This window comes from Sphingobacterium sp. SRCM116780, from assembly GCF_021442025.1.
GTDB lineage: Bacteria > Bacteroidota > Bacteroidia > Sphingobacteriales > Sphingobacteriaceae > Sphingobacterium.
In genome coordinates, this window is record NZ_CP090446.1 from 3,675,925 (window position 1) to 3,702,261 (window position 26,337).

Here is a 26,337-nt window from a genome sequence, read left to right on the forward strand (position 1 = left end):
ATTAATTTTATATAATATGGAAACACCGAGAAAAGGGAAACATACAGGAGCCCCTGTTACCTACGAATCATCTTTTAAGATTGCAGTTGCCAGAGAATACCTTGAGGGCAATCTGAGCCAGTCACAGCTTGGGCGTAAACATGGACTTAAGAGTGGCGAGGTGGTTCGCTATTTTGTCAACTGGTACAAAAAGAACATCGCCCAAATCCATTCAGGCCTTATTTCACCTGACAGCGAGCTGCCGCCTTTAGCATCCAGCAGTCCTGATGAGCAGCTTCAGGAGGAACTCCGGCTTGCCAGGCTGAAGATTACCGCCCTTGAGATGATGATCCATATTGCAGAGCAGGAGCTGGATATCGATATCCGAAAAAAGTCTGGTACCAAACCGCCAGTAAAATGAAGGAGATATTTATCAATATTCCCCTGAGTACCATTTGCTCGCTGTTTGGCAGAACAAGACAGTCCTGGTATGAAATGAACGCCAGAAGGGACGTTTCGGTGATTCAGGATGGAATGATACTAGAATGGGTCCGGGAAATCAGATCAGTGCTTCCGCGTACAGGATGCGTAAAGCTTCTTCATATGCTGCAGCAGAACCTCAAAGCGCATCATATTACCATCGGAAGGGATGCTTTTTCCAGGCTGATCAGGGACAATGGCATGCTGATCTATCCCAAAAGGAGATATGTGACCACCACGATGTCCTACCATCATTACAGGAAATGGCCGGATATGATCAGCCGGGCAAAGCCCCTGATGGCCGAGCAGGTCTGGGTAAGCGATATTACCTATCTGCGGACAGGCACGGGATTTATCTACCTTTTTCTGATCACAGATGCCTATTCCAGAAAGATCGTAGGCTACCATCTCAGCCAGTCACTAAAAGCTTCCGGATGCCTATCGGCACTCCAAAAGGCTATAAACGGCAGGGAATATAAGCAAAGGCCGCTGATCCACCACTCGGACAGGGGGATACAGTACTGCTGTGATGCCTATGTGGAACTATTGCAGAGAAACCATATCCAGATCAGTATGACTCAATCCGGATCACCCTATGATAATGCAATTGCCGAAAGGGTAAACGGTATACTGAAAACAGAATTTGAGCTCTATAACACCTTTGAGTCCTATTCAATGGCTATTGAACCGGTGTGCAGAGCGATAGAAAGATACAATAATGTCAGACCGCACATGAGCTGTAAAATGATGACACCGGCGCAAAGACATAGTCAGGAAATCACTAAAACAAGAAACAGTACAACCCGATTGTAAGGGTATACACGGACAAAGAAAAAACAATGTAAGGATATATCCGTATAACTTTTTATAATTGTAAGGATTTAACCGTTTAACTATCCGAATGCTGTAAGGATAATTCAGGATAAGACACAGTAGGGAGCTGACTCGTACCTTGTTCGTACCTTGTTCGTACCTCGTTCGAACAAAAACGAATCAGGTACGGTTGAGATACGAATAAACTATGACTTAGATACGTTTTAAAATTAGTATTGGTTACTAATTTATCCTGTTGTCAATAAGCATATACATGCATACTCCTGTTTGAAGTATAGAGAATAGATCAGAAATTTTAATTGATTAAAAAGATTCAGGAAAGAAATGATTAAACAATGTCTTATCTGATGAAAGATTGTGAAGGAGAAGTTGGGTTTATCATGGAGGATCAGTCAGCATGAAAAAGGGGAAACTTCATGAAGTTTCCCCTTTTTTATGCGTATAGTCCCTTTTTTTCTATAAAATCAATGACTTTATCGGGAGTATAGAACTTGATGCTTCTTCCCTCCTTAATTGCTTTTCTAAGAAAGGTGGAAGATAATTCCATCATTGGGGTTTCGGTCATCGTTATGGACGCATGTTCTCTCATCGTACCGCCATTAAATCCTGGTCTTGGATAGACATATATATGATAATCACGTAAGATGATTTCATAGTTTTTCCATTTATTAAACGTTTCCAAAATATCTTCTCCCATGATTAAAACAAATTCTTTGGTTGGATATTTTTCCGCCAAATGGGTCAACGTATCAATGGTATACGATGGTTGTGGTAAGCTAAATTCAATGGAACTTGTTTTTAGGTTCTCCGTATCTTCTATTGCCAAGTTGACCATCTCCAGACGGTCATACATATTTCCTAAGCTTTCCTTCTTTTTGAGCGGATTTTGTGGAGAAACGACAAACCAGACTTCGTCCAGTGCTGTATAATTAGCCATATAATTAGCGATAATCAGATGTCCTACATGTATAGGATTGAACGATCCAAAGAATAAGCCAATTTTAGCCATTACTATTGATTAAGAAAAACGATTACTATTTTCTCTGCCTCTTCAATCGCAACATCTAAATCATAATTTTTTAATATCACGTCGAATTTATCGGCATAAGCTAACTCCGATTCGGCTTTTGCAAATCGTTCTTGCAATTTTTCTTCTGAATCGGTTCCTCTACCACGAAGACGTTCTTTCAATACCTCTAAAGAAGGAGGTTGTACAAAAATAGCTAAAGCCTGATCTGGGAATTTAGATCGTAAACGCAATCCTCCAATAACATCGATATCAAAAATGACATGTTTGCCCTGTGCCCAAATACGCTCTACTTCGGAACGTAAGGTACCATAGAATGTACCAGAATACACTTCTTCAAATTCGATAAACTCTTTTTTAGCTATTTTATGTAAGAAGCTCTCTTTTGAGATAAAGTAATAATCTTTGCCATCCACTTCTTCTCCACGAGGCTCTCTTGTGCTTGCTGAAATAGAAAATTCCAACTTATCACCATGTTTACCTAATAGATGTTTTACAATTGTTGTTTTACCTGCTCCTGATGGTGCCGAGAATATAATTAACTTACCTGCCATTCTTATAATACGTTGAGCAATTGCTCTTTAATTTTTTCTAATTCTTCTTTCATCTTCACCACGATTTGTTGAACGCCTGCGTGATTGGCTTTTGAACCTAACGTATTGATCTCTCTTCCCATTTCTTGAGAAATAAATCCCAGTTTTTTTCCGTTAGAGTCTGAGGCTGTTAATGCTTTTTGGAAATAATTACAATGCGAACGTAATCTTACTTTCTCTTCGGTAATATCCAATTTATCAATATAGAAAATCAGTTCTTGTTCAAAGCGATTCTTATCGACATTTTTTTTGCCAACAGCTTCATCCAGATAATGACTGATACGTTCTCGGATTAAAGGGATACGATCCATTTCTACGGACTCTACTTCGGTCATATAGCTTAAAATTAACTCCACTCTATCTGATAAATCTTTTGAAAGTACGGCTCCCTCATCTGCTCTAAATATATTGAAGTTATCTACCGCAGCGTAGAATGCGTCTAACAATAATGTAGATTCTTCTTCGTCGACCTCTTCATCTTTGTTCGCAATTACTTCTGGCATATTTAACGCCAATTCAAACAGAGAAACTTGTTTGTCTCCTAGTTCAAAAGCAATTTGTTGTAATTGTGTATAGTATTTTTTTAGCAGGTCGGCATTGATGGTTGAAGCTTTTGCTGTTTGATCGGCGTATTCAACATTGACGCTCAGATTAACTTTACCTCTTTCAATGAGTTTACTACACGCTGTACGTAAAGTAGATTCTTTATCTGAAACCGCTTTGGGTAAACGCAGATTTAGTTCAAGAAATTTAGAATTCAAGGATTTTATTTCGACACTGTATTTAACTTTTCCATTGTCTTTTACAGCTGTGCCGTATCCTGTCATTGATTTTATCATATGCAAAGGTAAGAAACATTCCAATATTGCATAATATCAGGGCTATAAATTGATTAATTTACCAATCATGCTTGGCAATAATGACACATAAATAACTTTCTGAACCAGACTTTCTCTTTACGGTTACAAATCCAATACCAATATCCGATAAGGAAGAATTCCACTCATCCATGCCCAATAAATGTTTTCGATGATGATAGCCAGGAGATTCTTTGCCAATAATCAACCCTCGAATTCCTGCTTCTGCAGTAGGCCAATTCCAGGCAATAGATTCGAAATTATTTGCTTTCTTGTTTTTAAGCCAGTTGACATTTAAATCATATCCAGCTTGTTCAATATAGTAATTAACGCCTATGCCTTCGGGACTGACATGATCAAAATAATCGCGCTCTGCCATATCTTTTGCTCTAAACTCAGCAACTTTTGCTAGATCTTTATTCCAAACCAAATTCTTTCGTGTGATCTTATCCAGGTCGAATAAATCGAGCTTCTTTTTAAATTTTTTCGGATTTTCCCGAATCTTATTCAGCAGTTCAAAAGCCGCTTTCGCTTGTTTCTTTTCTACACGAATTTGTGCCGATGAAAATAAAAATAAGGTGCTTAAGCAAAAAATAATAAGGTACTTCATAAAAAAAACTCTTGGAGTAAAAAGACTTTGATCTGATGAATTCGTTAACGTTGTTTTTAATTTTTTATTTGTTGCTACCTGAAGGAGCACAGGAAATAATCAAACGAAAATAATCGTGAAGATGATCATTATAAAATTTTATTGCGCGTTTTTGCTCATCGATAAAGAACAAATCTATTTTAAACAAAAAAAAGGAAGTTTTAGGCTTCCTTTTTCTTTTTAAATTTTTCTTTTGCCACTTCGAAAACAATGGGTAGTATCGATACAGCAATAATGAGTAACACCACTTTTGAGAAATTATCTCTGACGATTGGGATATTTCCTAAAAAGTATCCCGCTAAGGTAATTCCCACGACCCACAGAAATCCTCCTATAATGTTGTAGGTAATAAAAGTCCCGTAATTCATCTTTCCTATGCCTCCAACAAATGGTGCCAATGTTCTTACAATAGGAACAAAACGAGCAATTACGATCGTTTTACTTCCATATTTTTCATAAAATGAATGTGTCTTTTGAATTTGTTCGTCTTTGATGACTTGCTTACCAAAAAGTTTAAATTGGGTAAGCCTCATTCCAAATCGCTTGCCAATAGCATAATTAAGCGAATCTCCACCAACAGCAGCGACCAATAGAATAAGAATCATCAGCCCAATATTAAGTTCATTCGGCTGAGCGGCTAACATCCCTGCTGCAAAAAGCAAAGAATCTCCAGGTAAAAATGGCATGACTACAACACCTGTTTCCACAAAAATAATGAGAAATAGAATGAGGTAAGTCCAAGTCTTATAATCATTTACTATTTCTAATAAATGCTTATCAATATGAAGAATAAAATCTATGATATGCGTGATGATGTCCAAAACAGTTTCAATTAACCAATATTATTTAACATAACCGGCATCACCAGCATTAAGATATCTTCATTTTCTTCTGCTACTGCTGGAATTAATAGACCTGCGCGATTAGCGGTACTCATTTCAATGATCACTTCTTCACTTGATAAGTTATTCAACATCTCCACTAAAAATTTAGCATTGAATCCAATCTCCATATCATCTCCTTCAAATTGACATCCCAATCGCTCGTGAGCTTCATTAGAAAAATCCAAATCTTCTGCAGAAATGTTCAATTCGCTACCTGAAATTTTCAACCTTACCTGGTGTGTTGTTTTATTTGCAAAAATAACAACACGACGTAGGGTATTTAAAAACAATAAACGGTCAACAGTTAATTTATTTGGATTTACTTGTGGAATAACCGCTTCGTAATCTGGGTAACGCTCATCTATTAAACGGCAAATCAAATTAATATTACCGAAACTAAAAAATGCATTTGTCGAATTATATTCAATCGAAACATTCACATCTTCAGAAGGTAAAGACGATTTTAATAATGATAAAGCCTTTTTAGGAAGAATCAATGATGCAGGTTTCTCAACGCCAATATCTGAACGTCTATAACGAACCAATTTATGTGCATCTGTAGATACGAAAGTAACGGATTTATCTCCCAATTGAACCAAAACACCTGACATCGCTGGTCTCAGTTCATCATTACTAACAGCAAAAATAGTTTTACTAATTGCTTCAGCTAGTATCGGAGCTGGCATACTTACAGTATGCGCATTATCGATAACTGGAATTTTAGGGAAATCTTCAGGATTTTCACCGCTCAATTTATATTTTCCATCTCCAGCGCTAATTTCAATCGCTAAGGTATGATTATCGACAAAAAAGGCAACGGGCTGATCTGGTAATGTTTTTAATGTTTCAATTAAAATTTTAGAAGGCATCGCAACTTTTCCTTCTTCCTTTGCCTCAATTTGCAAGGATGTAACCATACTTGTTTGCAAATCTGTTGCAGAAATCGTTAACGTATTGTCTTTTATTTCGAAAAGAAAGTTCTCTAAAATAGGTAGAACAGTACTACTACTTGAAGCACCATTAATAGCTTGAAGTTGTTTTAATAAAATCGATGTGGATACTATAAATCTCATTTCCTAAAATTATGAATTATATCTGCAATATTACACAAAAGAATCTAGATTTTTTAACGCCCGATGATCAAATAATGGAAAGACGTATGGAAACTAATTCATACAATTTATAGGATTAGTAGATTGATTTTCAGCAAAATTATGCTTGTTTTATACAATAATATTTTGTTTATAAATAAATGCTGTCGATTATTTGTTACATTTGTATAGATTAGCAATAGTATATGCAATTTAAAGAAATAATTGGACATGATTTAATTAAAGCTCATTTGATCAACACTGTTCGTGAAAATCGTGTGAGTCATGCACAATTATTTTTAGGCTCTGAAGGATCTGGATCTCTCGCTCTGGCTGTAGCATATGCGCAATATATTAATTGCGAAAATAAGCTTGAAAACGATAGTTGTGCGACTTGTTCCTCTTGTTTAAAATATCAGAAACTTATTCATCCAGATTTACATTTCTCCTATCCATTTATTGCTAAACACAAGGAAGATAGTGCCTCGACATTTATGGAGAGTTGGCGTAAAGCTTTTTTAAGCAATCCATATTTGAACTTAGAAAATTGGCGTCAACAATTGGATGCTGAAAATAAACAAGTCAATATCAATATTGCTGAAGCACATGAAATAATCAAAAAATTAAGTCTAAAGGCTTTTGAAGCTGAATATAAGGTTTTGATTATGTGGTTACCAGAATATCTAGAAAAGGAAGGAAATGCCTTATTAAAATTGATTGAAGAACCTCCTGAAAAGACATTATTTCTACTGGTTGCCGAAAATCAAGATAAAATATTGAATACATTAATTTCGAGAACACAGCTTATAAAAATAAATAAGTTAAGCCATCAAGAAATTGCATCATATTTAATCAACAACAAACACGTTGACCCAAAAGATGCGAATGAAATTGCCTTTATCGCTGATGGCAATATGCAAGAGGCATTAAATATGATCGATACAGAAACAAATGATCATTTTACTTTATTGGTAACTTGGTTACGACTTATCGTTCAAGATTCGGGATTGAATATCATCAGCATTTGTGATGAGGAATTAGCGAAGCTAGGAAGGGAAAATCAAAAAAGCTTTTTGATGTATGCCATTAATATCATGCGCCAGATTGTTTTAATAAAACAAGATCTCGCTAGTTTAGTCTTTCTTCCAGCACAGGAACTTGATTTTGTAAGCAAGTTTGCTGTTCATTATAGCCTTGAACAAATTGAGGAGACAATCAATTTGTTTGAAACAACACATTATAGTGTAGAAAGAAATGCAAATCCTAAAATATTATTTTTAGATTTATCTTTGCAATTAGTATTAATGTTTAAATACAAAACGTTTCCGAAAGGAACTCAATATATATAGAAAACTATGGGATGTGGCAGCTGCTCATCCGGCGGAGGTTGCGGAAGTACGACAACAGTAGGTGGTACTCCGGCAGGTTGCCAAAATAATGGCTCTTGCATGACTAGCGGATGTAATAAATTAGATGTATATGACTGGCTATCCGATATGGATATGCCATCCAACTATAAACCTTTTGATGTTGTAGAAGTTCGTTTTAAAGGATCTAGAAAAGATTTCTTTATTAATTCTGACAATTTATACCTTGAAATTGGTGAAATGGTTGCGGTAGAACCAAGTACTGGCGGATACGATATCGGACACGTTTCTTTAACAGGTGAATTAGTTCGCTTGCAATTAAAGAAAAATAATGTCAGTTTGGATAGTGTCACCAAAAAAATCTATCGTAAACCTACGGAGACAGATGTTGAAAAATTCAATGCGGCTAAAGATTTGGAATGGGAAACGATGCATAGAGCTCGAAACTTAGCTTTAGAACTAGGTCTTTCCATGAAAATATCCGATGTAGATTATCAAGGAGATAAAACGAAAGCTACTTTCTACTATACGGCAGAAGGTCGCGTGGATTTCCGCGAATTAATCAAAAGAATGGCAGAATCATTTCGTATTCGTATTGAAATGCGCCAAATAGGAATGCGTCAGGAAGCAAGCCGTTTAGGTGGTATTGGTTCCTGTGGTCGAGAATTATGTTGCTCTACCTGGTTAACGGATTTCAAAACGGTTTCAACTTCTGCTGCAAGATATCAAAACTTATCGCTGAATACGCTAAAATTAGCGGGTCAGTGTGGTAAGTTAAAATGCTGTTTGAACTACGAATTGGATAGTTATATGGATGCTTTAAAAGATATCCCGAATAATATCGATCGTATTGAAACATTGAAGGGAAATGCTTATTTGCAAAAAACAGATATTTTCAAAAAATTGATGTGGTTCTCGTATCCTGGAGCTGAAAGTTGGATTGCATTACCTGTTGATCAAGTGAAAGAACTCATTGAAAAAAACAAACAGGGTATTAAAATCGATGAGTTGATCACAACGGTAGAAGTTGAATTGAAAGAGGAAAAAATTGTCAACTACGATTATGAAAACGTGGTTGGTCAAGACAGTTTAACTCGTTTAGACGACAAAAATAAAAGAAAACGGAATAACACGAAGAATAAGGTAAAGCAAAATAACAAGCCTAAATCTACTGCAGAGCAAGGAGAGAAACCACAAGCTCTTAAAGTGGATAAACCGCAACAAAAACAAGAGAAAGGTCCAAAACCAGCAAATACGGTGGAAACCAAAAATGCCGAGCATGCTCCAAATAAGGATGGTAATGCGAGACCGAAAAGAAGATTTAATAAAAACAGAAATAATAGAAATAAAGGCAATAATACTGCTCCTTCAGCGGAATAATAACTTTTAATCCTTATTTCAAAAAATTGGCGAGAATGGTATTCTCGCCAATTTTATATCCTAAAAAAATAAAATGAGAGGACGCACATTTTTTTTTAGCTGTATGGCATTGTCATTATTTGTTTCTTGTGATTCAAATACAATTATTGATGAAAATGTAAATATTGACAATAAAGAATGGACCTATTTGAACAAACCAACTTTTAAGGTACATATTTCAGATGCTACAAAAAAGTATGATGTACTATTAAATGTTCGTCATACTGCGCAATATCCCTATGCAAACTTATTTGTTTTAGTACACGAAAAAGGTTTAAAAACAAAAGAATATTCGTACAGAAAAGAACTTAAGCTAGCCGAAGAAGATGGTAAATGGACTGGAAAAAGTGCGGGTTCTTTGTATACACATCAAACCATCATCCATAAAGATTATGTGTTTCCTGACACGGGTATCTATCAGTTTTCTTTCGAACAAAATATGCGAGACAACCCATTGAAAGAAATTCACGATGTAGGTTTGCAGATTATAAACAAATAGTATGAAGTTCCTGAAATTACTTTTGTTTCCCTTTTCAATGGTATATGGACTCATTATCTGGACGAGGAATCGATTATTTGATTTTCAAATTCTAAAATCTAAATCTTATGATATTCCTACAATTGTTGTTGGAAACCTTGCAATAGGTGGTACAGGAAAAAGCCCGATGACTGAATTTATCATCAAATTGCTAAAGGATAAATTTAAAGTAGCCACACTGAGTCGAGGTTATGGTCGAGAAACAAAAGGTTTTCGGTTAGTCCAAACCTCTTCAACAGCGAATGAGGTTGGTGATGAACCCCTCCAATTCAAAAATAAGTTTCCGGATATTACAGTATCTGTCTGTGAAGATCGATGCAATGGTATCGAAAATCTCATGTCTACGCATGAGGTTATTATTCTTGATGATGCTTTTCAACATCGTAGATTGAATCCTAAATTTTCTATTCTGCTATTCGATTATAGTTCTTGTTTAAATCCCATGTTTGTTCTACCAATGGGAAATTTTAGAGATCTTCCTGCTGAGCGTAAACGTGCTGATCTAATTTTAGTGACAAAAACACCAAACAATGCTACGGAAAGAGAAAAGGAATATATCAGAAGTAAATTGATACGAAAAAGTAATGTCCAAGATATTATTTTTACCACTATCGCTTATGGTCAGCTTATTACTATAAATGGTGCATCGTTACAAATAAGCTCACATACGGATATCTTGCTCCTCACGGGTATCGCTAATCCACTTCCCTTAATTCAACATCTCAAATCGCGTGTAAATAGTATTGAGCATCTTGCCTTTCGAGATCATCATGCTTTTGATGAAAATGATATCAAAAACATCAAAGAGAAATTTGAGACCATTGCATCTGATCAAAAAATAATTTTGACAACAGAAAAAGATGCACAAAGAATACGTACTCCAGAATTTTTAAAAATTTTCAATACGATCCCCATTGCCTACCTTCCGATTGAAATTGCTTTTGAGCATGAACGCATTCAACACAGCGTACAAGATAAATTACTATCTACCTGTGTAAGAAGTGTTAATGAATCTTAAATTTTAATATAGTTTAAACCACGACATACATTATTTGTCTCCTTATCGTTTAATACATAAAGAAGTACAAATAATAATTTATTGTAAACAATTAAATAGTATATCATGAATACATTAAAATCAGGTTTAATAGGCGCATTTCTTTTATTAGGAATAACAGTAATGGCGCAAGATCATCAAGGTAGAAATGCAGGAATGGGGCAACGGTCTCCAGAAGAACAAGCAAAAAATAAAGTAGAAAGATTAGATAAGGAGTTAAAACTATCTCAAGAACAAAAGGATTCTATCTATGTTTATGTGTTAGATGCATCTAAACAACAGCAGGAATTATTTAAAAGTAGCGATGATAGAAAGGCTAATTTTGAGAAAATGCAATCGCTACGTCAATCAACCGATAGCAAAATAAAATCATTCTTAACTGCCGAACAAGCGACATCTTATGAGCAGTTGCAAAAGGAAATGCAAGAAAAAAGACAACAGAGACAAAGAAAAGACTAATAAATAGTATGTATAACAACCAAAAAGGTTCTATTATTCGTAATAGAACCTTTTTTATTTAAAAACTGATAATCAAATAGTTAATACATTATTTTTGTTAAATAAATGTTAAAGTAACAGGTTTGATACAATAATAAGGGTCGGCATGGAGTTTTAGTTGTAGAATTTAACAATTGAATATTTACATCAAAAAATGAAAATCATGAAAAAATTAGTTTTAACAGGAATCGGATTTTTCTTAGCTTTAGGTTTAACATTTGCACAACAAGCTACTCCAGAAGAAAATGCTACTAAAGTAACTACGGAGTTAACTCAAAAATTAAGTTTAACAGACGAACAAAAAACTGCAGCTTATACCATCACTTTAGAACAAGCAAAAGCAGAAGCAGCTTTATTACAAGATACAGCAGCTACTAAAGAGGCCTTGATCGAACAATTCACAAAACTACAAGCTGATGCAGATACAAAAGTGGATGCTTTATTAACAGAAGATCAAAAAGGATTATTCAAAAAAGTAATTGAAGAAAGACCTGCGAAAGTGTTACCAGAAGTAGCTCCAAAACCAGTTCAAGGTGAACAAAAACAAGAGGAGCAAAAAGAAACAACTCCAGTACAACAATAAGATTTGTTCATAAATTTAATCATAGCCGATTAAAAAAGGGATTCTAACATTAGAATCCCTTTTTTAATGAAAGCTATTTATCTTATTAACACAATAAAAAAGAAGAGGTCTTGTTGTTATTGGAACAACAAGACCTCTTCTTTACCTTTTAAAACGAAATGATACTAAGCCTTAAGCTTTTTCATAATATCATTTACGTATGTTTTAAATTTCTTGTCTGTTTCGATCAAGTCTTCCACAGTTTGACAGGCGTAAATGACTGTAGAATGATCTCTACCTCCAAAGAATGAACCAATTGTTTTGAGAGAAGATTTTGTATGGTTTTTAGCTAAATACATGGAAATTTGTCTCGCTTGAACAATTTCTCTTTTACGTACTTTGGATTTAACCATTTCCACAGGAACTTCAAAATACTCGCAAACAAGTTTTTGAATAAATTCCATTGAAATTTCCTTATGCGTATTTTTAACAAAATTCTTAAGCATTGATTTAGCTAAATTTAAATCAATCTCTTTTTTGTTTAATGTAGATTGAGCTAATAAAGAAACCATTGCTCCTTCTAGTTCACGTACACTATTGTCAATTTGATTCGCAACATATTCGACTACATTTTCTGGTAATTCTATACCATCCGAATACATTTTCTTTTTCAGAATTGCCATTCTTGTTTCAAGATCTGGAATTTGAATATCTGCAGATAATCCCCATTTGAAACGACTTAATAAACGTTCTTCTAATCCTGCTAAATCCTTTGGAGCTTTATCAGAAGTTAAGATTACTTGTTTACCAGATTGGTGCAAATGATTGAAAATATGGAAGAAAATATCTTGTGTTTTCTCTTTACCAGCAAAATTATGCACGTCATCCATGATGATAACATCCATTGCTTGATAAAAATTTACGAAGTCATTAATTGTATTATTCTTTAGTGAGTCTACAAATTGTTGACAGAATTTCTCACATGACACATAAATAACCAGCTTATCTGGTAAGTTTCTTTTAATTTCATTACCGATAGCTTGCGCTAAGTGTGTTTTTCCCAAGCCTACAGCTCCATAAATCATCAATGGGTTGAATGATGTGCCTCCAGGTTTGTTGGCTACTGCAAAGCCAGCAGAACGCGCTAAACGGTTACATTCCCCTTCAATGAAATTATCGAACGAATAGTTTTGATTCAATTGCGGATCAACCTGTAATTTTTTTAATCCTGGAATAACAAATGGATTCTTAATATCCTTATTTAAGGATACTGGCACAGGAATAGATTGTTTCTTCCCTTCTGCCCCATTTCCATTCGAAGGAATATTAGTCGTATAGGGAATAGAAGCTGATGACTTCTCTACCACGATATTGTATTCCAACCTACCTTGTTCACCTAAAAACTTTTTTACGGTCTTGCGAAGAATACCAACGTAGTGTTCCTCCAACCACTCGTAAAAAAATAAACTAGGTACTTGAATAGTCAAAACGTCACCCTCCAAACGTACTGCTTTCACAGGCTCAAACCAGGTTTTAAAACTTTGCGCTGGTATATTGTCTTTAATGATTGCCAGACAATTATTCCAAACACTTGTACTCGTTTTTTCCATTCTAAAATTGTTAATAAGTTGATTTCCAATAAGCGACCAAAAATATGTTGATAACTTTCTCTTAAGACGAAGATGACAAAAAAAAATCAGCTAAAAAACTAAAATTTGAAATTAATTTAAATTAACTAATAACCAGGTAGTTACTTAAAAAAATCACGCTTTTTTTTTAGCTAAATTTGAGATTAAAAAATTTTATTAACATTCCAAATTTTTTATGCTTTTTTTATACATTTTGTAAATTTTTGTCCATATATCGTGAGTTGGAAACAACTCAAATTTCGAACCAAATTTGTTATGAAAAAAATATTAGTCTTATTTACTGTTTGTATTTCAAATATAAACAAAAAGAGGAATCATATTATGACATGATTCCTCTTTTTGTTTATGAATTTTATGCTGCTGTTGTTAGCTCACCATAGCATTTGTTTTTATTCCTTTTGCTAGTTTACGACATTCTGTTGCAATAGCTTCAGCATCATAATAGGCTACATTCCACTGATCTTTTTGTTCAGCATGCTCAATGATAGCATCTGGGATACCTAATCGAACAACTTTATTACTATACTGATGATCCGCCATAAATTCCAGAACTGCAGAACCTATACCTCCTTGTAAACAGCCATCTTCAACGGTAATGATATTTTCAAATTTTTGCAAAACCTTATGTAACAATTCTTCATCCAATGGTTTTGCAAATCTTAAATCATAGTGCGCTGGATGTATTCCTTCTTCTGCCAATTGTAATATAGCTTTGCTCGCTTCATTACCAATGGCACCAAAACTCAATATCGCTAATCCTTCACCATCTTGAATCAATCTTCCTTTACCTATTTCAATTTCTTTGAACGGTTTTTTCCAATCGATCATCACACCATTACCTCTTGGATAACGAATAACAAATGGTCCTTTATCTTCCAACTGGGCAGTATACATTAAGTTTCTAAGCTCTTCTTCGTTCATCGGCGCAGAAACAGTCATATTTGGAATACAGCGCATAAATGCAATATCATAAGCGCCATGATGCGTCGGTCCATCAGCTCCAACAACTCCTGCACGGTCTAGACAAAATACAACATTCAGTTTTTGTAAAGCGACATCATGAATAACTTGGTCAAATGCACGTTGCATGAATGACGAATAGATATTACAAAATGGCATCAAACCTTGTGTAGCCAATCCGGCACTAAATGTAACCGCATGCTGTTCGGCTATTCCTACATCAAATGAGCGCTCTGGAAAGGCTTTCATCATGATATTCATGGATGAACCTGAAGGCATAGCTGGTGTTATCCCAACTATTTTATCATTCATCTCGGCTAACTCAACTAAGGTTGTACCAAAAACATCCTGATATTTAGGTGCCGTTGGTTTTTCAGAAGCTGATTTTTTTATTTCACCTGTTATTTTATCAAATAAGCCTGGAGCATGCCATTTCGTTTGATCTTTTTCAGCCAATGCATATCCTTTTCCTTTCATGGTCACACAATGCAATAATTTAGGGCCAGGTATATGACGTAAATCTTCCAATGTCTTCGCTAATTTCTTGACATCGTGTCCATCGACAGGACCAAAATATCTAAAATTCAATGATTCGAAAAGATTCGCATTTTTTAATAGGGTTCCTTTTATACTTTTCTCCAGCTTTTTAACCGCTCCTAACGCATTAGGTCCCATTTCAGATATCTTGGACAAGATTGCTCCAATATCATCTCTAAAGCGATTATATCGCTTAGAAGTCGTAATACTGGTTAAGTATTCTTTTAATGCTCCAACATTAGGATCAATAGACATACAGTTATCATTTAAGATAACCAATAGGTTTGATTTCTCTATTCCGGCATGATTCAAAGCTTCGAATGCCATACCACCAGTCATAGCACCATCACCAATAATAGCAATGTGCTGACGATCTTTTTCACCTTTTATATGGGATGCAACAGCCATTCCTAATGCCGCTGAAATAGAAGTAGAAGAATGTCCTACACCGAATGCATCATATTCTGACTCTCCACGCTTTGGAAAACCAGATAAACCGTTAACAATTCTATTGGTATGAAAAGAATCTCTGCGACCTGTTAATATCTTATGACCATATGCTTGATGACCAACATCCCATATTAACTGATCATAAGGAGTGTTCATAACATAATGTAATGCCACTGTTAGTTCAACAACTCCCAAACTAGCTGCAAAGTGACCACCGTTAACAGAAACTAAATCAATAATATATTGACGTAACTCCTGACTAACCTGTTCTAATTGGTCTTCATTGAGTTTTTTCAGATCAGAGGGATCATTGATTTTACTTAATAATTCTCCAGCATCAAATTGCATAGTATTCCTAATTACTTTAAAATATGGATACAAAATAACAACTTATTTATTACAAGTAACGTATTTATAACATTTTTTGTATAGGACATTCAACAGTTATATAAGCATATGGTTTTAATACTTTGAAATAAAAAAGTTTATATTATTACGTATTTTTGCTTTCGATATGCAAATAGAAGAAGGATACGAAATAAAATTACCTCAATTTGAAGGCCCATTTGACTTGCTCTTATTTTTTATTGAAAGAGATGAATTAAATATACATGACATTCCTATTTCTAAAATAACAGATGATTTTCTTTCTTACGTAAGTCAGATGCAGGCATTGGATATGGAAATGGCCAGCGAATTTATTTTTGTTGCTTCTACCTTAATGCGCATAAAAGCTAAAATGCTTTTGCCTCGTCCAGAATTGGATGAAGAAGATAATGAAATTGATCTGAAAGAAGGCCTGGTTCAAAAGCTGATTTTATATAAGCAATTTAAAGAGACTTGTGAAGATTTAAAATTGTTAGAAGATGAACGTCTCAAATTATATAAAAGAGGAAATACCAACTATGATATCAAAATTGCCAGACCTCAAGATAATACAGGTGAGGAATTGAATAGTTTTGATCTTTATAAGCTTATGATGGTCTATGAAAGGATGATGTATCAATATATACACAGACCGCAAGAAGTAACACATACAGTTGTAAAACATCCTTATACCATCGAACAACAGAAAAAAGCAATAACAGATTTAATTGAAATGAACGAACAACTTGATTTTCAATATATCCTTAAAAGTTCGGAGAATAAGGTTCAGTTTGTCTTTAATTTTTTAGCCATCTTAGAAATGCTACAACAAAAATTATTGCAGATTGAAATTGGCTTAGGTTATAATGACTTTAATATCCGAAAAAGAAGTAAGGAAGAACTTGATTTAGTTGATATCGAAGAAGAGTTAGTCGTAGAATAACAAAAAAAGAGATCATATTAATCTCTTTTTTCAATTTTATAAATTAAAGATTAATCTTTAAAAGCATTCCAACCTTGAGCGGTAATGGGATAAACCTTTCCCGATTTAGCAATCATTTCACATCCTGCATTTGCTTCTGTAATATGACCAATAATAGTTATTTCCATTGATCCCTTTATTTTATCATAGTCAGACTGCGGAATCGTAAATAATAACTCATAGTCTTCTCCTCCATTCAATGCACATACAGTAGGGTCAATACCAAATTCTCGAGCTGTTTCATAAGTCATCGGATCCAATGGTATTTTATCTTCATACAATTTACATCCTTTGTTAGATGCTTCACAAATATGAATGATCTCAGAGGCCAAACCATCAGAGATATCAATCATAGCATTTGGCTTTATTCCTTTTTCTGCCAATAGCTCAATAATGTCACGTCTAGCTTCTGGTTTCAGCTGTCTTTCTACGATATAATCTTTACCTTCTAAATCGGGTTGAATATTTGGATTCTCCAAGAAGATATTCTTTTCACGCTCTAATAGTTGCAAACCAATGTAAGCTGCTCCCAAATCGCCTGAAACACATAGTAAATCGCCTTCTTGTGCACCGGAACGATATGCAATTTTATCTTCATCAGCAAAACCAATACTCGTTACCGAAATAACCAGCCCTTGCACAGATGCAGAGGTATCTCCACCAACCAAATCAACATGATATTTCTTACAAGCAATCAACGCTCCTTGATATATTTCTTCAACAGCTTCTAACGGAAATTTAGAAGATAGACCAATCGAGAATGTTATTTGAGAGGCTTGTCCATTCATCGCATAAATATCACTTAAATTCACTTGAACTGCTTTATATCCTAAATGTTTTAATGGAACATAACGTAAGTCAAAATGAATTCCTTCCAATAAAAGATCTGTCGAAATTAACGTCTTTTTATTAGCAAAGTTTAATACTGCAGCATCATCACCAATACCTTTAATCGTACTTTCTTCTGTAATTTCAACAGCTTTAGTCAAATATGAAATTAAACCAAATTCCCCCAACTCACCTAAATTCGTTTTCTCTGTATTATCAAATTCTAACATATCTGTCTCTATTTTTAATTATAATCCCAATTGCGCGGATATCTCCAACATACGCTCAATAGGTCGCTGAGCACGAGCAACGATAGCGTTATCCAGTATAATCTCTGGGCTCTCGTATTTTAAACAATTATATAGCTTCTCCAATGTATTCAATTTCATATGAGGACAATCGTTACACGCACAAGCATTATTAGGAGGAGCAGGAATAAAAGTTTTATGTGGACTAGCTTTTTCCATCTGATGAATGATTCCTGACTCGGTAGCAACTATATAAGTTGTTGCTTCATCGTTCATCGTATATTTTAACATACCCGAAGTTGAACCTACGTAATCAGCTGTTGCTAAAATATGATCTTCACATTCTGGATGTGCAATAAATTTTGCTTCTGGATTTTCTACTCTTAATTTATCAATCTTATCCTGAGAAAAAATTTCATGTACCATACATGCACCATTCCATAAAACAAGATCTCTACCCGTTTTCTTTTTCACATATGCACCAAGGTTACGATCAGGACCAAAAATTATTTTTTGATCCAAAGGAAGACTCTCAACAATTTGTACAGCATTACTTGAAGTACATACGATATCTGATAATGCTTTTAATTCAGCGGTACAGTTTACATACGTAATCACAATATGATCTGGATACTGTTCCTTAAATTTAGCAAACAGATGCGGTGGACATGAATCCGAAAGTGAGCAACCCGCTTTAGCATCCGGTAACAATACTTTCTTTGATGGTGATAATATCTTAGCAGTTTCGGCCATGAAATGCACTCCTGCAAAAACAATGACATCTGCACTTGTTTTTGCAGCTTCTTGTGATAAACCCAAACTATCCCCAATATAATCAGCGATATCTTGTATCTCCGCTTCTTGGTAATAATGCGCTAAAATAACTGCGTTTTTCTCTTCTTTCAGACGTTTGATCTCTTGAATCAAATCTAAACTAGGATCAATAGGAGCATCAATATAACCCTTAGCTTGAATATCGTAATTTACTAAATCCATTAATTCTTCTTCTTAATTTGATTTACATCACAAAAATAACAATACTTCTTCAATAAATCTTTGTAATCGAAAATGATGTTTATAAGTACGCTTATAAGTACTTGATAAATGTAAATAATATAATGTAAATCAATAAATTAACACAGTTATCCACATTACACTTTTAACTAATTTTTATAAATGTTAATAAGTCAACCAAAAAGAGGTTATTTTTTATATTAAATAGCTTAAAATAAGTAATTTAACATATTTTTTAACATACAGATATTTGTCAAATTATACCTGTTATTAAACGATTAATCGAATAATTAAAGAGCTTGAGAGTTACGTATTTAACATAGTTATCCACAAAAAACTAAATATGAAATTCTAAAGGGATTAAATCTAAAAATAAAGGCTTTTATAATCTAATGATTAAAGTTATATCTTTTCTGTTTTGAAATAACTTCGTATGATTCATTTGAGAAAATGAATGTTGATTTTAGAAAGATAATAGAAGAAATTAAAGAATAGCAAATTTAAAATTGAATACATACCTCAAATCAATAAGACAAAGCTAAACTATTTAAAGTCGCTACAGATTACTTATTCTAAAAATTATCCACAAAACTTTCAAATATTTAAATGTAAGCGACTTAAATTTCAGCAATCATACCACTTAAAATTGATCAATAGGATATTTTAAACTTTAAAAAATTTAATTATTGCAATCTAAAGAGAAAAGAATCCTAAAAATCATCAAGATCAAAATGTGATAAATATCAAAATATGTTGAATACTTACGAATATGCCATTCTAAAGAGGTTAAATTAAAAAATGAGTTCTAAAAGTTTAAAATTATAAATCTAGATATAATTTAGAAATGGATAAAGCGTCTGCTACTATTATTTTTATTAAAGAAATATAGGTCTTATCAGCGTTAAAAAAATAGAACACTTTTCAAATATCAAATTCTCAGAGCCTATACTGAACAAATAAACCTTTACAGAATTCATTCTAAATTCTTTTAGCATGAATATTTCATTTATAATCAATTAAAACGTAATTCTATCAAGTTTAAAATCAAAAGAAGTGAAAATTTTTAAATTTAAATGTCTAAAAACATGAATTTTAGGCCTTTAGATTCCATTATTCACAAAATATTTAATAAAATTATAATTTATATCATTCTAAATGGGTTTAAACTTGTTTTTAATAAAAATAAAGTTCATGAGAATTGAATATTTCGTGTTTAGACTAACAGTTACTAAATCATCGGATTCTAAAAGCCTCAAATGCGTTTTGACAAAACTAATCAAAGAAAATCAAACGTATTCCACATTCTCTTTTTTTAATAAATAATAATTTTTTTAAAGTAAAGAAGTCTTATTGTTTATTAGTGTGTGGAAAATGGGGATAAAACCTGTATTTTTTATTTTGAAATAAGGATTTGATATAGTTATTAACAATTTATTAACATAAAATTCATTTTAAAGCCTTGATTTTTAATACTGTGGTTTTTGTTGGATTTTATTTTCAATATAAAATTGTGAATTTTTTGACTGTTAGAAATTGTTGACAATATTGGTTTTTTGTGCTAATAACTTTTAGAAATTTAAAGGAAAATTGAAGTTATAAACACACAAAAAAAAGTTATCATTTTTATTTAACCTTTTATTTACACGTTTTCCACATTTTTTGTTAATTTGAATAGTGAAAAATGTGCTTGTCACATGATAATTTTATTTTATGTCAGAAAGAAAGGTTGATTTCTTGGTAATTGGATCAGGAATAGCCGGATTAAGTTTTGCTTTAAAAGCAGCTGATCATGGTAAAGTGTTGATAGTCACGAAGGCTAACGAAGATGAGTCAAATACGAAATATGCACAAGGGGGAGTAGCTGCAGTTGTGGATAAGTCTGATAGCTTTGAACAGCATATTATTGATACTCAGATAGCTGGAGATGGATTGTGTGATGTTGAAATTGTGGAAAACGTAGTTAGAGAAGCTCCAGATCGTATTAACGAACTTATTTCTTATGGAACTTCATTTGACAAATCAGATGCTGGTGTATATGACCTAGCTCGAGAGGGTGGCCATTCTGCACATCGGATCCTACATTATAAAGATATTACTGGTTATGAGATTGAAAGATCCTTGCTGCAAAAAGTTCATGAACATCCAAATATTGAAATTTTAACACATTATTTTGCGATTGATTTAATCACGCAACATCATCTGGGCGAATTTGTAGATAAGCAACGAGATGATATTAAATGTTATGGTATTTATGCATTTAATACCAATTCGCATCAAGTAGATAAAATTTTAAGTAAAATTACGGTGATGGCTTCTGGTGGTGCTGGGCATGTATATGCGAGTACAACGAATCCAACCATTGCTACTGGTGATGGAATTGCTATGGTTTATCGTGCAAAAGGAAAGGTTAGGAATATGGAATTTATGCAGTTCCATCCAACTTCTTTATATAATCCAAGTGAGTCTCCAGCTTTTTTAGTGTCTGAAGCTGTTCGTGGATTTGGAGGAATTTTGAGACGTGTGAACGGTGAAGATTTCATGTTAGAATATGATGAAAGAGGATCATTAGCTCCTCGGGATATAGTTGCCAGAGCGATAGATTCTGAAATGAAAAAGTCAGGTATTGATTATGTTTATTTGGATATAACGCATCGCGAAAAAGAGGATATTATTAAACATTTTCCAAATATTTATGAGAAATGTTTGTCTATAGGATTAGATATGAGTAAGGATTATATTCCTGTTACTCCAGCTGCACATTACTTGTGTGGAGGCATCTATGTGGATAACTATGGACGAAGTAGTATACATAATTTATATGCTTGTGGTGAGTGTTCTTCAACAGGCTTACATGGTGCTAATCGATTAGCTTCTAATTCGCTCCTAGAGGCGCTAGTGTATGCACATCGGATTTATTTAGATGCTACTCAAATTTCTTTGAAAGCTGATTATCCAGTAGGTGTTCCAGATTGGGATGATTCAAAAGCTAAACTCTCAAATGAAGATATTTTAGTGACTCATAATCTACGTGAATGCCAAAAGGTAATGAGTGATTATGTAGGTATTGTACGCTCTGATTTCAGGTTAGAAAGAGCACTCAATCGATTACATTTACTGTATGCGGAGACAGAAGATTTTTACAGACATACCAAACTATCTATAAAATTATGCGAATTGAGAAACGTGATCCAGGTAGCATTTATTGTTACTAAATCTGCCTTATTGCGTAAGGAAAGTAGAGGATTACATTTTACTACAGATTATCCGCAACATGCTGATACATTAAAAGATACTATATTTTAGAAGACATGACCTGTATATTAGCTGTAAAGGGGGTAATTCCAAAATATCATGATACTTGTTTCTTAGCGCCTAATAGTACCCTTGTTGGCGATGTGGAGCTTGGAGAGCATTGTTCTGTTTGGTTCAATGCTGTAATAAGAGGAGATGTTAATTTTATTCGTATTGGTAATTATACGAATATACAAGATGGAGTGGTTATCCATTGTACTTATCAAAAGGCTGGAACAACGATTGGAAATTATGTCAATGTTGGTCATCAAGCTATGGTACATGGATGTGTTATTCATGATTATGTTTTAGTTGGTATGGGAGCGATTGTTATGGATAATGCTATCGTAGAAAGTAATGTTATTATAGCTGCAGGAGCTGTTGTATTGGAAAATACAATTTGTGAGTCTGGTTATTTATATGCTGGTGTACCAGCTAAAAAAATTAAAGCGATAACTGATGAACAACGAAAGATGTTACAACAGTTACCGCATAATTATGTCTTGTACAGCTCTTGGTTTGATTAATTCAGTTCATTCAATTCTTTTAAACTGAATGTTTCATTTTGTTCCCAATTAGCTCGTATTGTAAATATTTTATTGAGATAAACAAGGGGTTCTGGTTGCGTTAATTTATAAACTTCTCCAGAATCCCAAATACCATTTTTATTATCATCTCTAATAATTCTAATGGAATACTTACCTCCTGGAAATTCTTTATAGATTAGTTTACCTGTTAAAGTATTTAAAATATCTTTTCTGAAAACTTTGTCTTTTTTCTCATTAATAAGCTCTACCAAATATTGTTTCGTACTATCAATATCGGTGAAGGTAAAGGTAATATCGCCATAGTTATCGCTATCATCATAGGTTAGATTGATTTTATATTCTTTATTTTTCTCCCCAAAATAACCTTGCATTGCACCTTCTTCTAATACAATTTGATAGTTTTTTTCTTTTCTCCAATTGTAACGGATATGATAAAGATTACCGATAGTAGTATCCAATTGTAATTGAAAATTAGTTTTTGAAATGCTATCTTCTATAAATTTTACCTTGCTTTTATCTATACTTTTGATAGGTGTTAAAGAAGATAGTGTTAAATGTTTTACACGATCAACTTTACCTGTGCTCGGTACTATTATTGGAGCTATAGTTCGATCTAATTTCAAATTAGATTTTTTAATAAGTATCGTATCTAAAGGTGTATTATTTTCTGTTAGTACAAATTTTATAGAATCTCTTTCCAGATTATTCATGTAGATATAAGCAGAATCATTGGCTTGCGAATACTTAACAATTTTAGTTTTGTTATTATCTTCATCATTTAATAGAGTTAGATTAGGATCTTTTACTCGTCTATTAAATGCTAAGTATATTCTTCCAGAATTTTCTATTTTCTTTTCTAATACCCTAAACTTAACAGCTGGTCCTTTTGATATCTGCAGATTAATATTGCTTAAATCTCTATCCAATACCACAGAGTCTTTAAGAAAACCAATCAGTTCATCTGGATTATTATATATACGATCATTGTTGGCTTCTTTTAGGGCATATATGCGATAAGTATTGGCTCTTAGATTATTTATTTTATAGTTACCTGAACTATCGGTTTGTGCAAATATATTGGCTTTCTTTTTACCAAAAATAGAATCTTGACTTATTGGAATCAATAAAACACGAACCTCTTTCTCAGGTTCTTTTGTTAATGCATTTTTTACATTACCAGAAACGGATAAGGAATCAATTTGGTTTCCCGTAGCAAAAACATAGCTATAATTAATAATTGGATTACTCGCATTATAATCAACAAGTCCTTTTCCAAAATTGATCGTATAGGTTGTATTTTTTTCTAAGGAATCGGGTAAAGTAATTTCAAGTATTTTTTTCTTTACTTTAAATTGAGGTAGCTTATCCATATCTGGTGATATGCTAATCTCCTTTTGTTGATTATTTAATTTTATATATTCATCCAATGTGATACTAATTTTTTTTTCTTTGAAATTTTTAGAAAAATTAGCAGGAAACTCATTCAATATTTTTGGTGCAATTGAATCTTTAGGACCACCAGTTGGTTGCTTTATGCTCGCACACTGTATTGTTAATAGAATTAACAATGAAAAAAAACTTAAAACCATTAACTTTGAAAATAAAGTACTTTTAAGCCCTTTTAAGCCACTTTTATGTTTTTTTGAATCCAATATCATAAATGAAATAATATTTCCTTGTATAGCCTTATTTTATACTGTTACTTTATTTAATGTAAATTATTGATAATCAATAATTTAAGACATATGAACCATTAAAACACTAATATCAGAAGGTGAAACACCCGATATTCTTGATGCTTGACCTAATGTTCTAGGTTTTACTTTTGTTAGTTTTTGTCTTGCTTCAATAGAAAGAGAACCTAAAACCGAATAATCAAAATCTGGATTAATTTCTCTATCCTCCATTTTTTTCATTCTATTTACAATTTCCATTTCTTTCTCAAAATAGCTTTCGTATTTAACTTTAATTTCTGCTTGCTCTATCGTCTCTTTATCAAACTGATTTAAGTACGAACCAAATTCAAGATCTCCTTTTGTTAAATCATAAATGTTGATTTGTGGTCTACCTAATAAGTTGGCAAGTTTAGTTTTTTGTGAAATCAAACTTGATCCTACTTCTTCTAAGATAGGATTTATCTTGTCAACTGTAGTAGAATTTTGTTTTAAATATTGAATAATGTTATCCGCATTTTTAATTTTATGATTCACTTTATCAAGACGATCTTCTCCAACTAGCCCTAATTTATATGCCAAGGGTGTTAAACGAATATCAGCATTATCTTGTCTTAGTAATAAACGATGTTCGGCCCTTGAAGTAAACATACGATAAGGTTCATCTGTACCTTTTGTTACTAAATCATCAATAAGTACACCAATATATGATTCAGATCTTTTTAGTATCACTTCTTTGTCATCATTAATTCGTTGATGCGCATTAATTCCTGCAATGAAACCCTGAGCTGCCGCCTCTTCGTACCCAGTAGTACCATTGATTTGTCCAGCGAAAAATAGATGTTTAACGCGTTGTGTTTCTAGAGTAAGGTCTAGTTGCATAGGTGGAAAGAAATCATATTCGATTGCATATCCTGGTCTATACATTCTTGCATTTTCAAATCCGGGGATTAGTCTTAAAGCTTTTTGTTGAACATCTTCGGGTAGAGAAGTTGAAAAACCATTCACGTATATTTCAACCGTATTCCATCCTTCAGGTTCAACAAATATTTGATGTCTTTCTCGTTCAGCAAATCTATTAATTTTATCTTCAATAGATGGGCAATAACGTGGACCTAATCCTTTGATTCTACCGGTGAACATTGGAGATCTTTCAAAACCAGTCTTCAACATCTCATGTACTTTTTCGTTGGTATAAGTAATCCAACAGCATCGTTGTTCCGTTGGTAATGCTACATCTGTATAAGAAAATTTACCTCTGTTCTCATCACCCCATTGTTCTTCCATAACAGTATAGTTTAAACTTCTGCCATCAATTCTTGGAGGTGTACCAGTTTTCATTCTACCTGATTCGAAACCTAAAGATACCAGTTGTTCTGTTAGACCTGTAGCAGCCTTCTCTCCTGTTCTACCACCTCCAAATCTTTTTTCACCGATATGGATGACGCCATTTAAAAATGTTCCGTTTGTTAAAACAACAGCATCCGATTTAATTTCGATACCCAATGAAGTAATGACCCCACATGCTCTACCATTCTTAACGATTACTTCTTTGACTGTATCTTGCCACATATCTAATGTGGGTAAGGCTTCTAGTTGAAGTCTCCACTCTTCAGCAAAACGCATACGATCATTTTGTGTTCTTGGACTCCACATAGCTGGACCTTTTGATAAATTGAGCATTCTAAATTGTATAGTCGATTTATCTGCTATGATACCAGTATAACCTCCCATTGCATCAATTTCTCTTACGATTTGTCCTTTTGCTACACCACCTATTGCAGGGTTACAACTCATCTGAGCAATCACTCCCATATTCATGGTAATGAGCAATACGGATGAACCCAGATTAGCTGCTGCTGCTGCTGCTTCACAACCTGCATGACCAGCACCTACTACAATAACATTATATTTTTTGAACATGTTGTTTTATTTCAAAGTTTCACGTGAAACACG

The 26,337-nt window shown here is 33.5% G+C and carries 23 protein-coding genes; 11 read left to right on the top strand and 12 right to left on the bottom strand.

Features of this window, described 5'->3' with window-relative positions:
• Window positions 1-16 precede the first annotated feature (16 nt).
• Window positions 17-400: a transposase gene (locus tag LZQ00_RS15845; protein ID WP_234509243.1), complete on the top strand. Its 384-nt coding sequence runs from the start codon at window positions 17-19 to the stop codon at window positions 398-400.
• On the top strand, window positions 397-1,272 hold the full coding sequence (locus LZQ00_RS15850; protein ID WP_234509244.1) for an IS3 family transposase: 876 nt from the start codon (window positions 397-399) through the stop codon (window positions 1,270-1,272). The genes LZQ00_RS15845 and LZQ00_RS15850 overlap by 4 nt, the downstream gene beginning before the upstream one ends.
• Window positions 1,273-1,726: 454 nt before the next feature.
• On the opposite strand, the gene nadD is transcribed toward LZQ00_RS15850, so the two are convergent.
• The 6 genes from nadD to dnaN all read right to left on the bottom strand — a co-directional run bounded on the left by nadD (window position 1,727) and on the right by dnaN (window position 6,376).
• Window positions 1,727-2,302, bottom strand: coding sequence for a nicotinate (nicotinamide) nucleotide adenylyltransferase (gene nadD, locus LZQ00_RS15855; protein WP_234510236.1), 576 nt, complete (start codon window positions 2,300-2,302; stop codon window positions 1,727-1,729).
• A 2-nt stretch (window positions 2,303-2,304) separates the two neighbouring features.
• Window positions 2,305-2,874, bottom strand: a complete 570-nt coding sequence (gmk, locus tag LZQ00_RS15860) for a guanylate kinase (protein WP_234510237.1) — start codon at window positions 2,872-2,874, stop codon at window positions 2,305-2,307.
• Window positions 2,875-2,876: 2 nt separating this feature from the next.
• Window positions 2,877-3,752 carry a YicC/YloC family endoribonuclease gene (locus LZQ00_RS15865; RefSeq protein ID WP_234510238.1) on the bottom strand — a complete coding sequence of 292 codons (876 nt, stop codon included), beginning with the start codon at window positions 3,750-3,752 and terminating at the stop codon, window positions 2,877-2,879.
• A 58-nt stretch (window positions 3,753-3,810) separates the two neighbouring features.
• On the bottom strand, window positions 3,811-4,380 hold the full coding sequence (locus tag LZQ00_RS15870; RefSeq protein WP_234510239.1) for a CAP domain-containing protein: 570 nt from the start codon (window positions 4,378-4,380) through the stop codon (window positions 3,811-3,813).
• Between the two features lie 200 nt (window positions 4,381-4,580).
• The gene (locus tag LZQ00_RS15875; RefSeq protein ID WP_234510240.1) at window positions 4,581-5,240 is read right to left on the bottom strand and encodes a DedA family protein; all 660 of its coding nucleotides are present in this window, start codon (window positions 5,238-5,240) and stop codon (window positions 4,581-4,583) included.
• Between the two features lie 11 nt (window positions 5,241-5,251).
• Window positions 5,252-6,376, bottom strand: coding sequence for a DNA polymerase III subunit beta (dnaN, locus tag LZQ00_RS15880; RefSeq protein ID WP_234510241.1), 1,125 nt, complete (start codon window positions 6,374-6,376; stop codon window positions 5,252-5,254).
• A 224-nt stretch (window positions 6,377-6,600) separates the two neighbouring features.
• On the opposite strand from dnaN, the gene LZQ00_RS15885 reads away from it, so the two are divergent.
• The 6 genes from LZQ00_RS15885 to LZQ00_RS15910 all read left to right on the top strand — a co-directional run bounded on the left by LZQ00_RS15885 (window position 6,601) and on the right by LZQ00_RS15910 (window position 11,856).
• A complete protein-coding gene (locus tag LZQ00_RS15885; protein WP_234510242.1) occupies window positions 6,601-7,743 on the top strand; it encodes an ATP-binding protein in 1,143 nt (380 codons plus the stop codon).
• A 6-nt stretch (window positions 7,744-7,749) separates the two neighbouring features.
• Complete coding sequence (locus tag LZQ00_RS15890) at window positions 7,750-9,141, top strand: stage 0 sporulation family protein (RefSeq protein WP_234510243.1); 1,392 nt, start codon at window positions 7,750-7,752, stop codon at window positions 9,139-9,141.
• Between the two features lie 73 nt (window positions 9,142-9,214).
• Window positions 9,215-9,679, top strand: a complete 465-nt coding sequence (locus LZQ00_RS15895) for a gliding motility lipoprotein GldH (protein WP_262910914.1) — start codon at window positions 9,215-9,217, stop codon at window positions 9,677-9,679.
• A 1-nt stretch (window position 9,680) separates the two neighbouring features.
• Window positions 9,681-10,736: a tetraacyldisaccharide 4'-kinase gene (lpxK, locus tag LZQ00_RS15900; RefSeq protein ID WP_234510245.1), complete on the top strand. Its 1,056-nt coding sequence runs from the start codon at window positions 9,681-9,683 to the stop codon at window positions 10,734-10,736.
• 105 nt (window positions 10,737-10,841) lie between these two features.
• The gene (locus LZQ00_RS15905; protein ID WP_234510246.1) at window positions 10,842-11,234 is read left to right on the top strand and encodes a hypothetical protein; all 393 of its coding nucleotides are present in this window, start codon (window positions 10,842-10,844) and stop codon (window positions 11,232-11,234) included.
• 202 nt (window positions 11,235-11,436) lie between these two features.
• The gene (locus tag LZQ00_RS15910; protein WP_234510247.1) at window positions 11,437-11,856 is read left to right on the top strand and encodes a hypothetical protein; all 420 of its coding nucleotides are present in this window, start codon (window positions 11,437-11,439) and stop codon (window positions 11,854-11,856) included.
• Between the two features lie 164 nt (window positions 11,857-12,020).
• Here the strand turns inward: LZQ00_RS15910 and dnaA are convergent, their stop codons facing one another.
• Both dnaA and dxs read right to left on the bottom strand, forming a co-directional pair.
• Window positions 12,021-13,445, bottom strand: coding sequence for a chromosomal replication initiator protein DnaA (dnaA, locus tag LZQ00_RS15915; RefSeq protein ID WP_234510248.1), 1,425 nt, complete (start codon window positions 13,443-13,445; stop codon window positions 12,021-12,023).
• A 405-nt stretch (window positions 13,446-13,850) separates the two neighbouring features.
• Window positions 13,851-15,779: a 1-deoxy-D-xylulose-5-phosphate synthase gene (dxs, locus tag LZQ00_RS15920; RefSeq protein WP_234510249.1), complete on the bottom strand. Its 1,929-nt coding sequence runs from the start codon at window positions 15,777-15,779 to the stop codon at window positions 13,851-13,853.
• A gap of 166 nt (window positions 15,780-15,945) precedes the next feature.
• On the opposite strand from dxs, the gene LZQ00_RS15925 reads away from it, so the two are divergent.
• Entirely contained in the window at window positions 15,946-16,740 is a 795-nt protein-coding gene (locus tag LZQ00_RS15925) for a segregation and condensation protein A (RefSeq protein ID WP_234510250.1), read from the top strand.
• Between the two features lie 50 nt (window positions 16,741-16,790).
• Here LZQ00_RS15925 and thiL read toward each other — a convergent pair whose 3' ends face one another.
• Complete coding sequence (thiL, locus tag LZQ00_RS15930; RefSeq protein WP_234510251.1) at window positions 16,791-17,837, bottom strand: thiamine-phosphate kinase; 1,047 nt, start codon at window positions 17,835-17,837, stop codon at window positions 16,791-16,793.
• An 18-nt stretch (window positions 17,838-17,855) separates the two neighbouring features.
• Window positions 17,856-18,851 carry a quinolinate synthase NadA gene (nadA, locus tag LZQ00_RS15935; protein ID WP_234510252.1) on the bottom strand — a complete coding sequence of 332 codons (996 nt, stop codon included), beginning with the start codon at window positions 18,849-18,851 and terminating at the stop codon, window positions 17,856-17,858.
• A 1,728-nt stretch (window positions 18,852-20,579) separates the two neighbouring features.
• Here nadA and nadB point away from each other — a divergent pair.
• Together nadB and LZQ00_RS15945 are read left to right on the top strand one after the other, a co-directional pair.
• Entirely contained in the window at window positions 20,580-22,172 is a 1,593-nt protein-coding gene (nadB, locus tag LZQ00_RS15940; protein ID WP_234510253.1) for an L-aspartate oxidase, read from the top strand.
• Window positions 22,173-22,177: 5 nt separating this feature from the next.
• Window positions 22,178-22,687 (top strand): gamma carbonic anhydrase family protein, encoded by a 510-nt coding sequence (locus LZQ00_RS15945; RefSeq protein ID WP_234510254.1) that lies wholly within the window; start codon window positions 22,178-22,180, stop codon window positions 22,685-22,687.
• Here LZQ00_RS15945 and LZQ00_RS15950 read toward each other — a convergent pair.
• Both LZQ00_RS15950 and mnmG read right to left on the bottom strand, forming a co-directional pair.
• Window positions 22,684-24,366: an Ig-like domain-containing domain gene (locus LZQ00_RS15950; protein ID WP_234510255.1), complete on the bottom strand. Its 1,683-nt coding sequence runs from the start codon at window positions 24,364-24,366 to the stop codon at window positions 22,684-22,686. The genes LZQ00_RS15945 and LZQ00_RS15950 overlap by 4 nt on opposite strands.
• 78 nt (window positions 24,367-24,444) lie before the next feature.
• Window positions 24,445-26,304: a tRNA uridine-5-carboxymethylaminomethyl(34) synthesis enzyme MnmG gene (mnmG, locus tag LZQ00_RS15955; protein ID WP_234510256.1), complete on the bottom strand. Its 1,860-nt coding sequence runs from the start codon at window positions 26,302-26,304 to the stop codon at window positions 24,445-24,447.
• Between the last annotated feature and the right edge of the window lie 33 nt (window positions 26,305-26,337).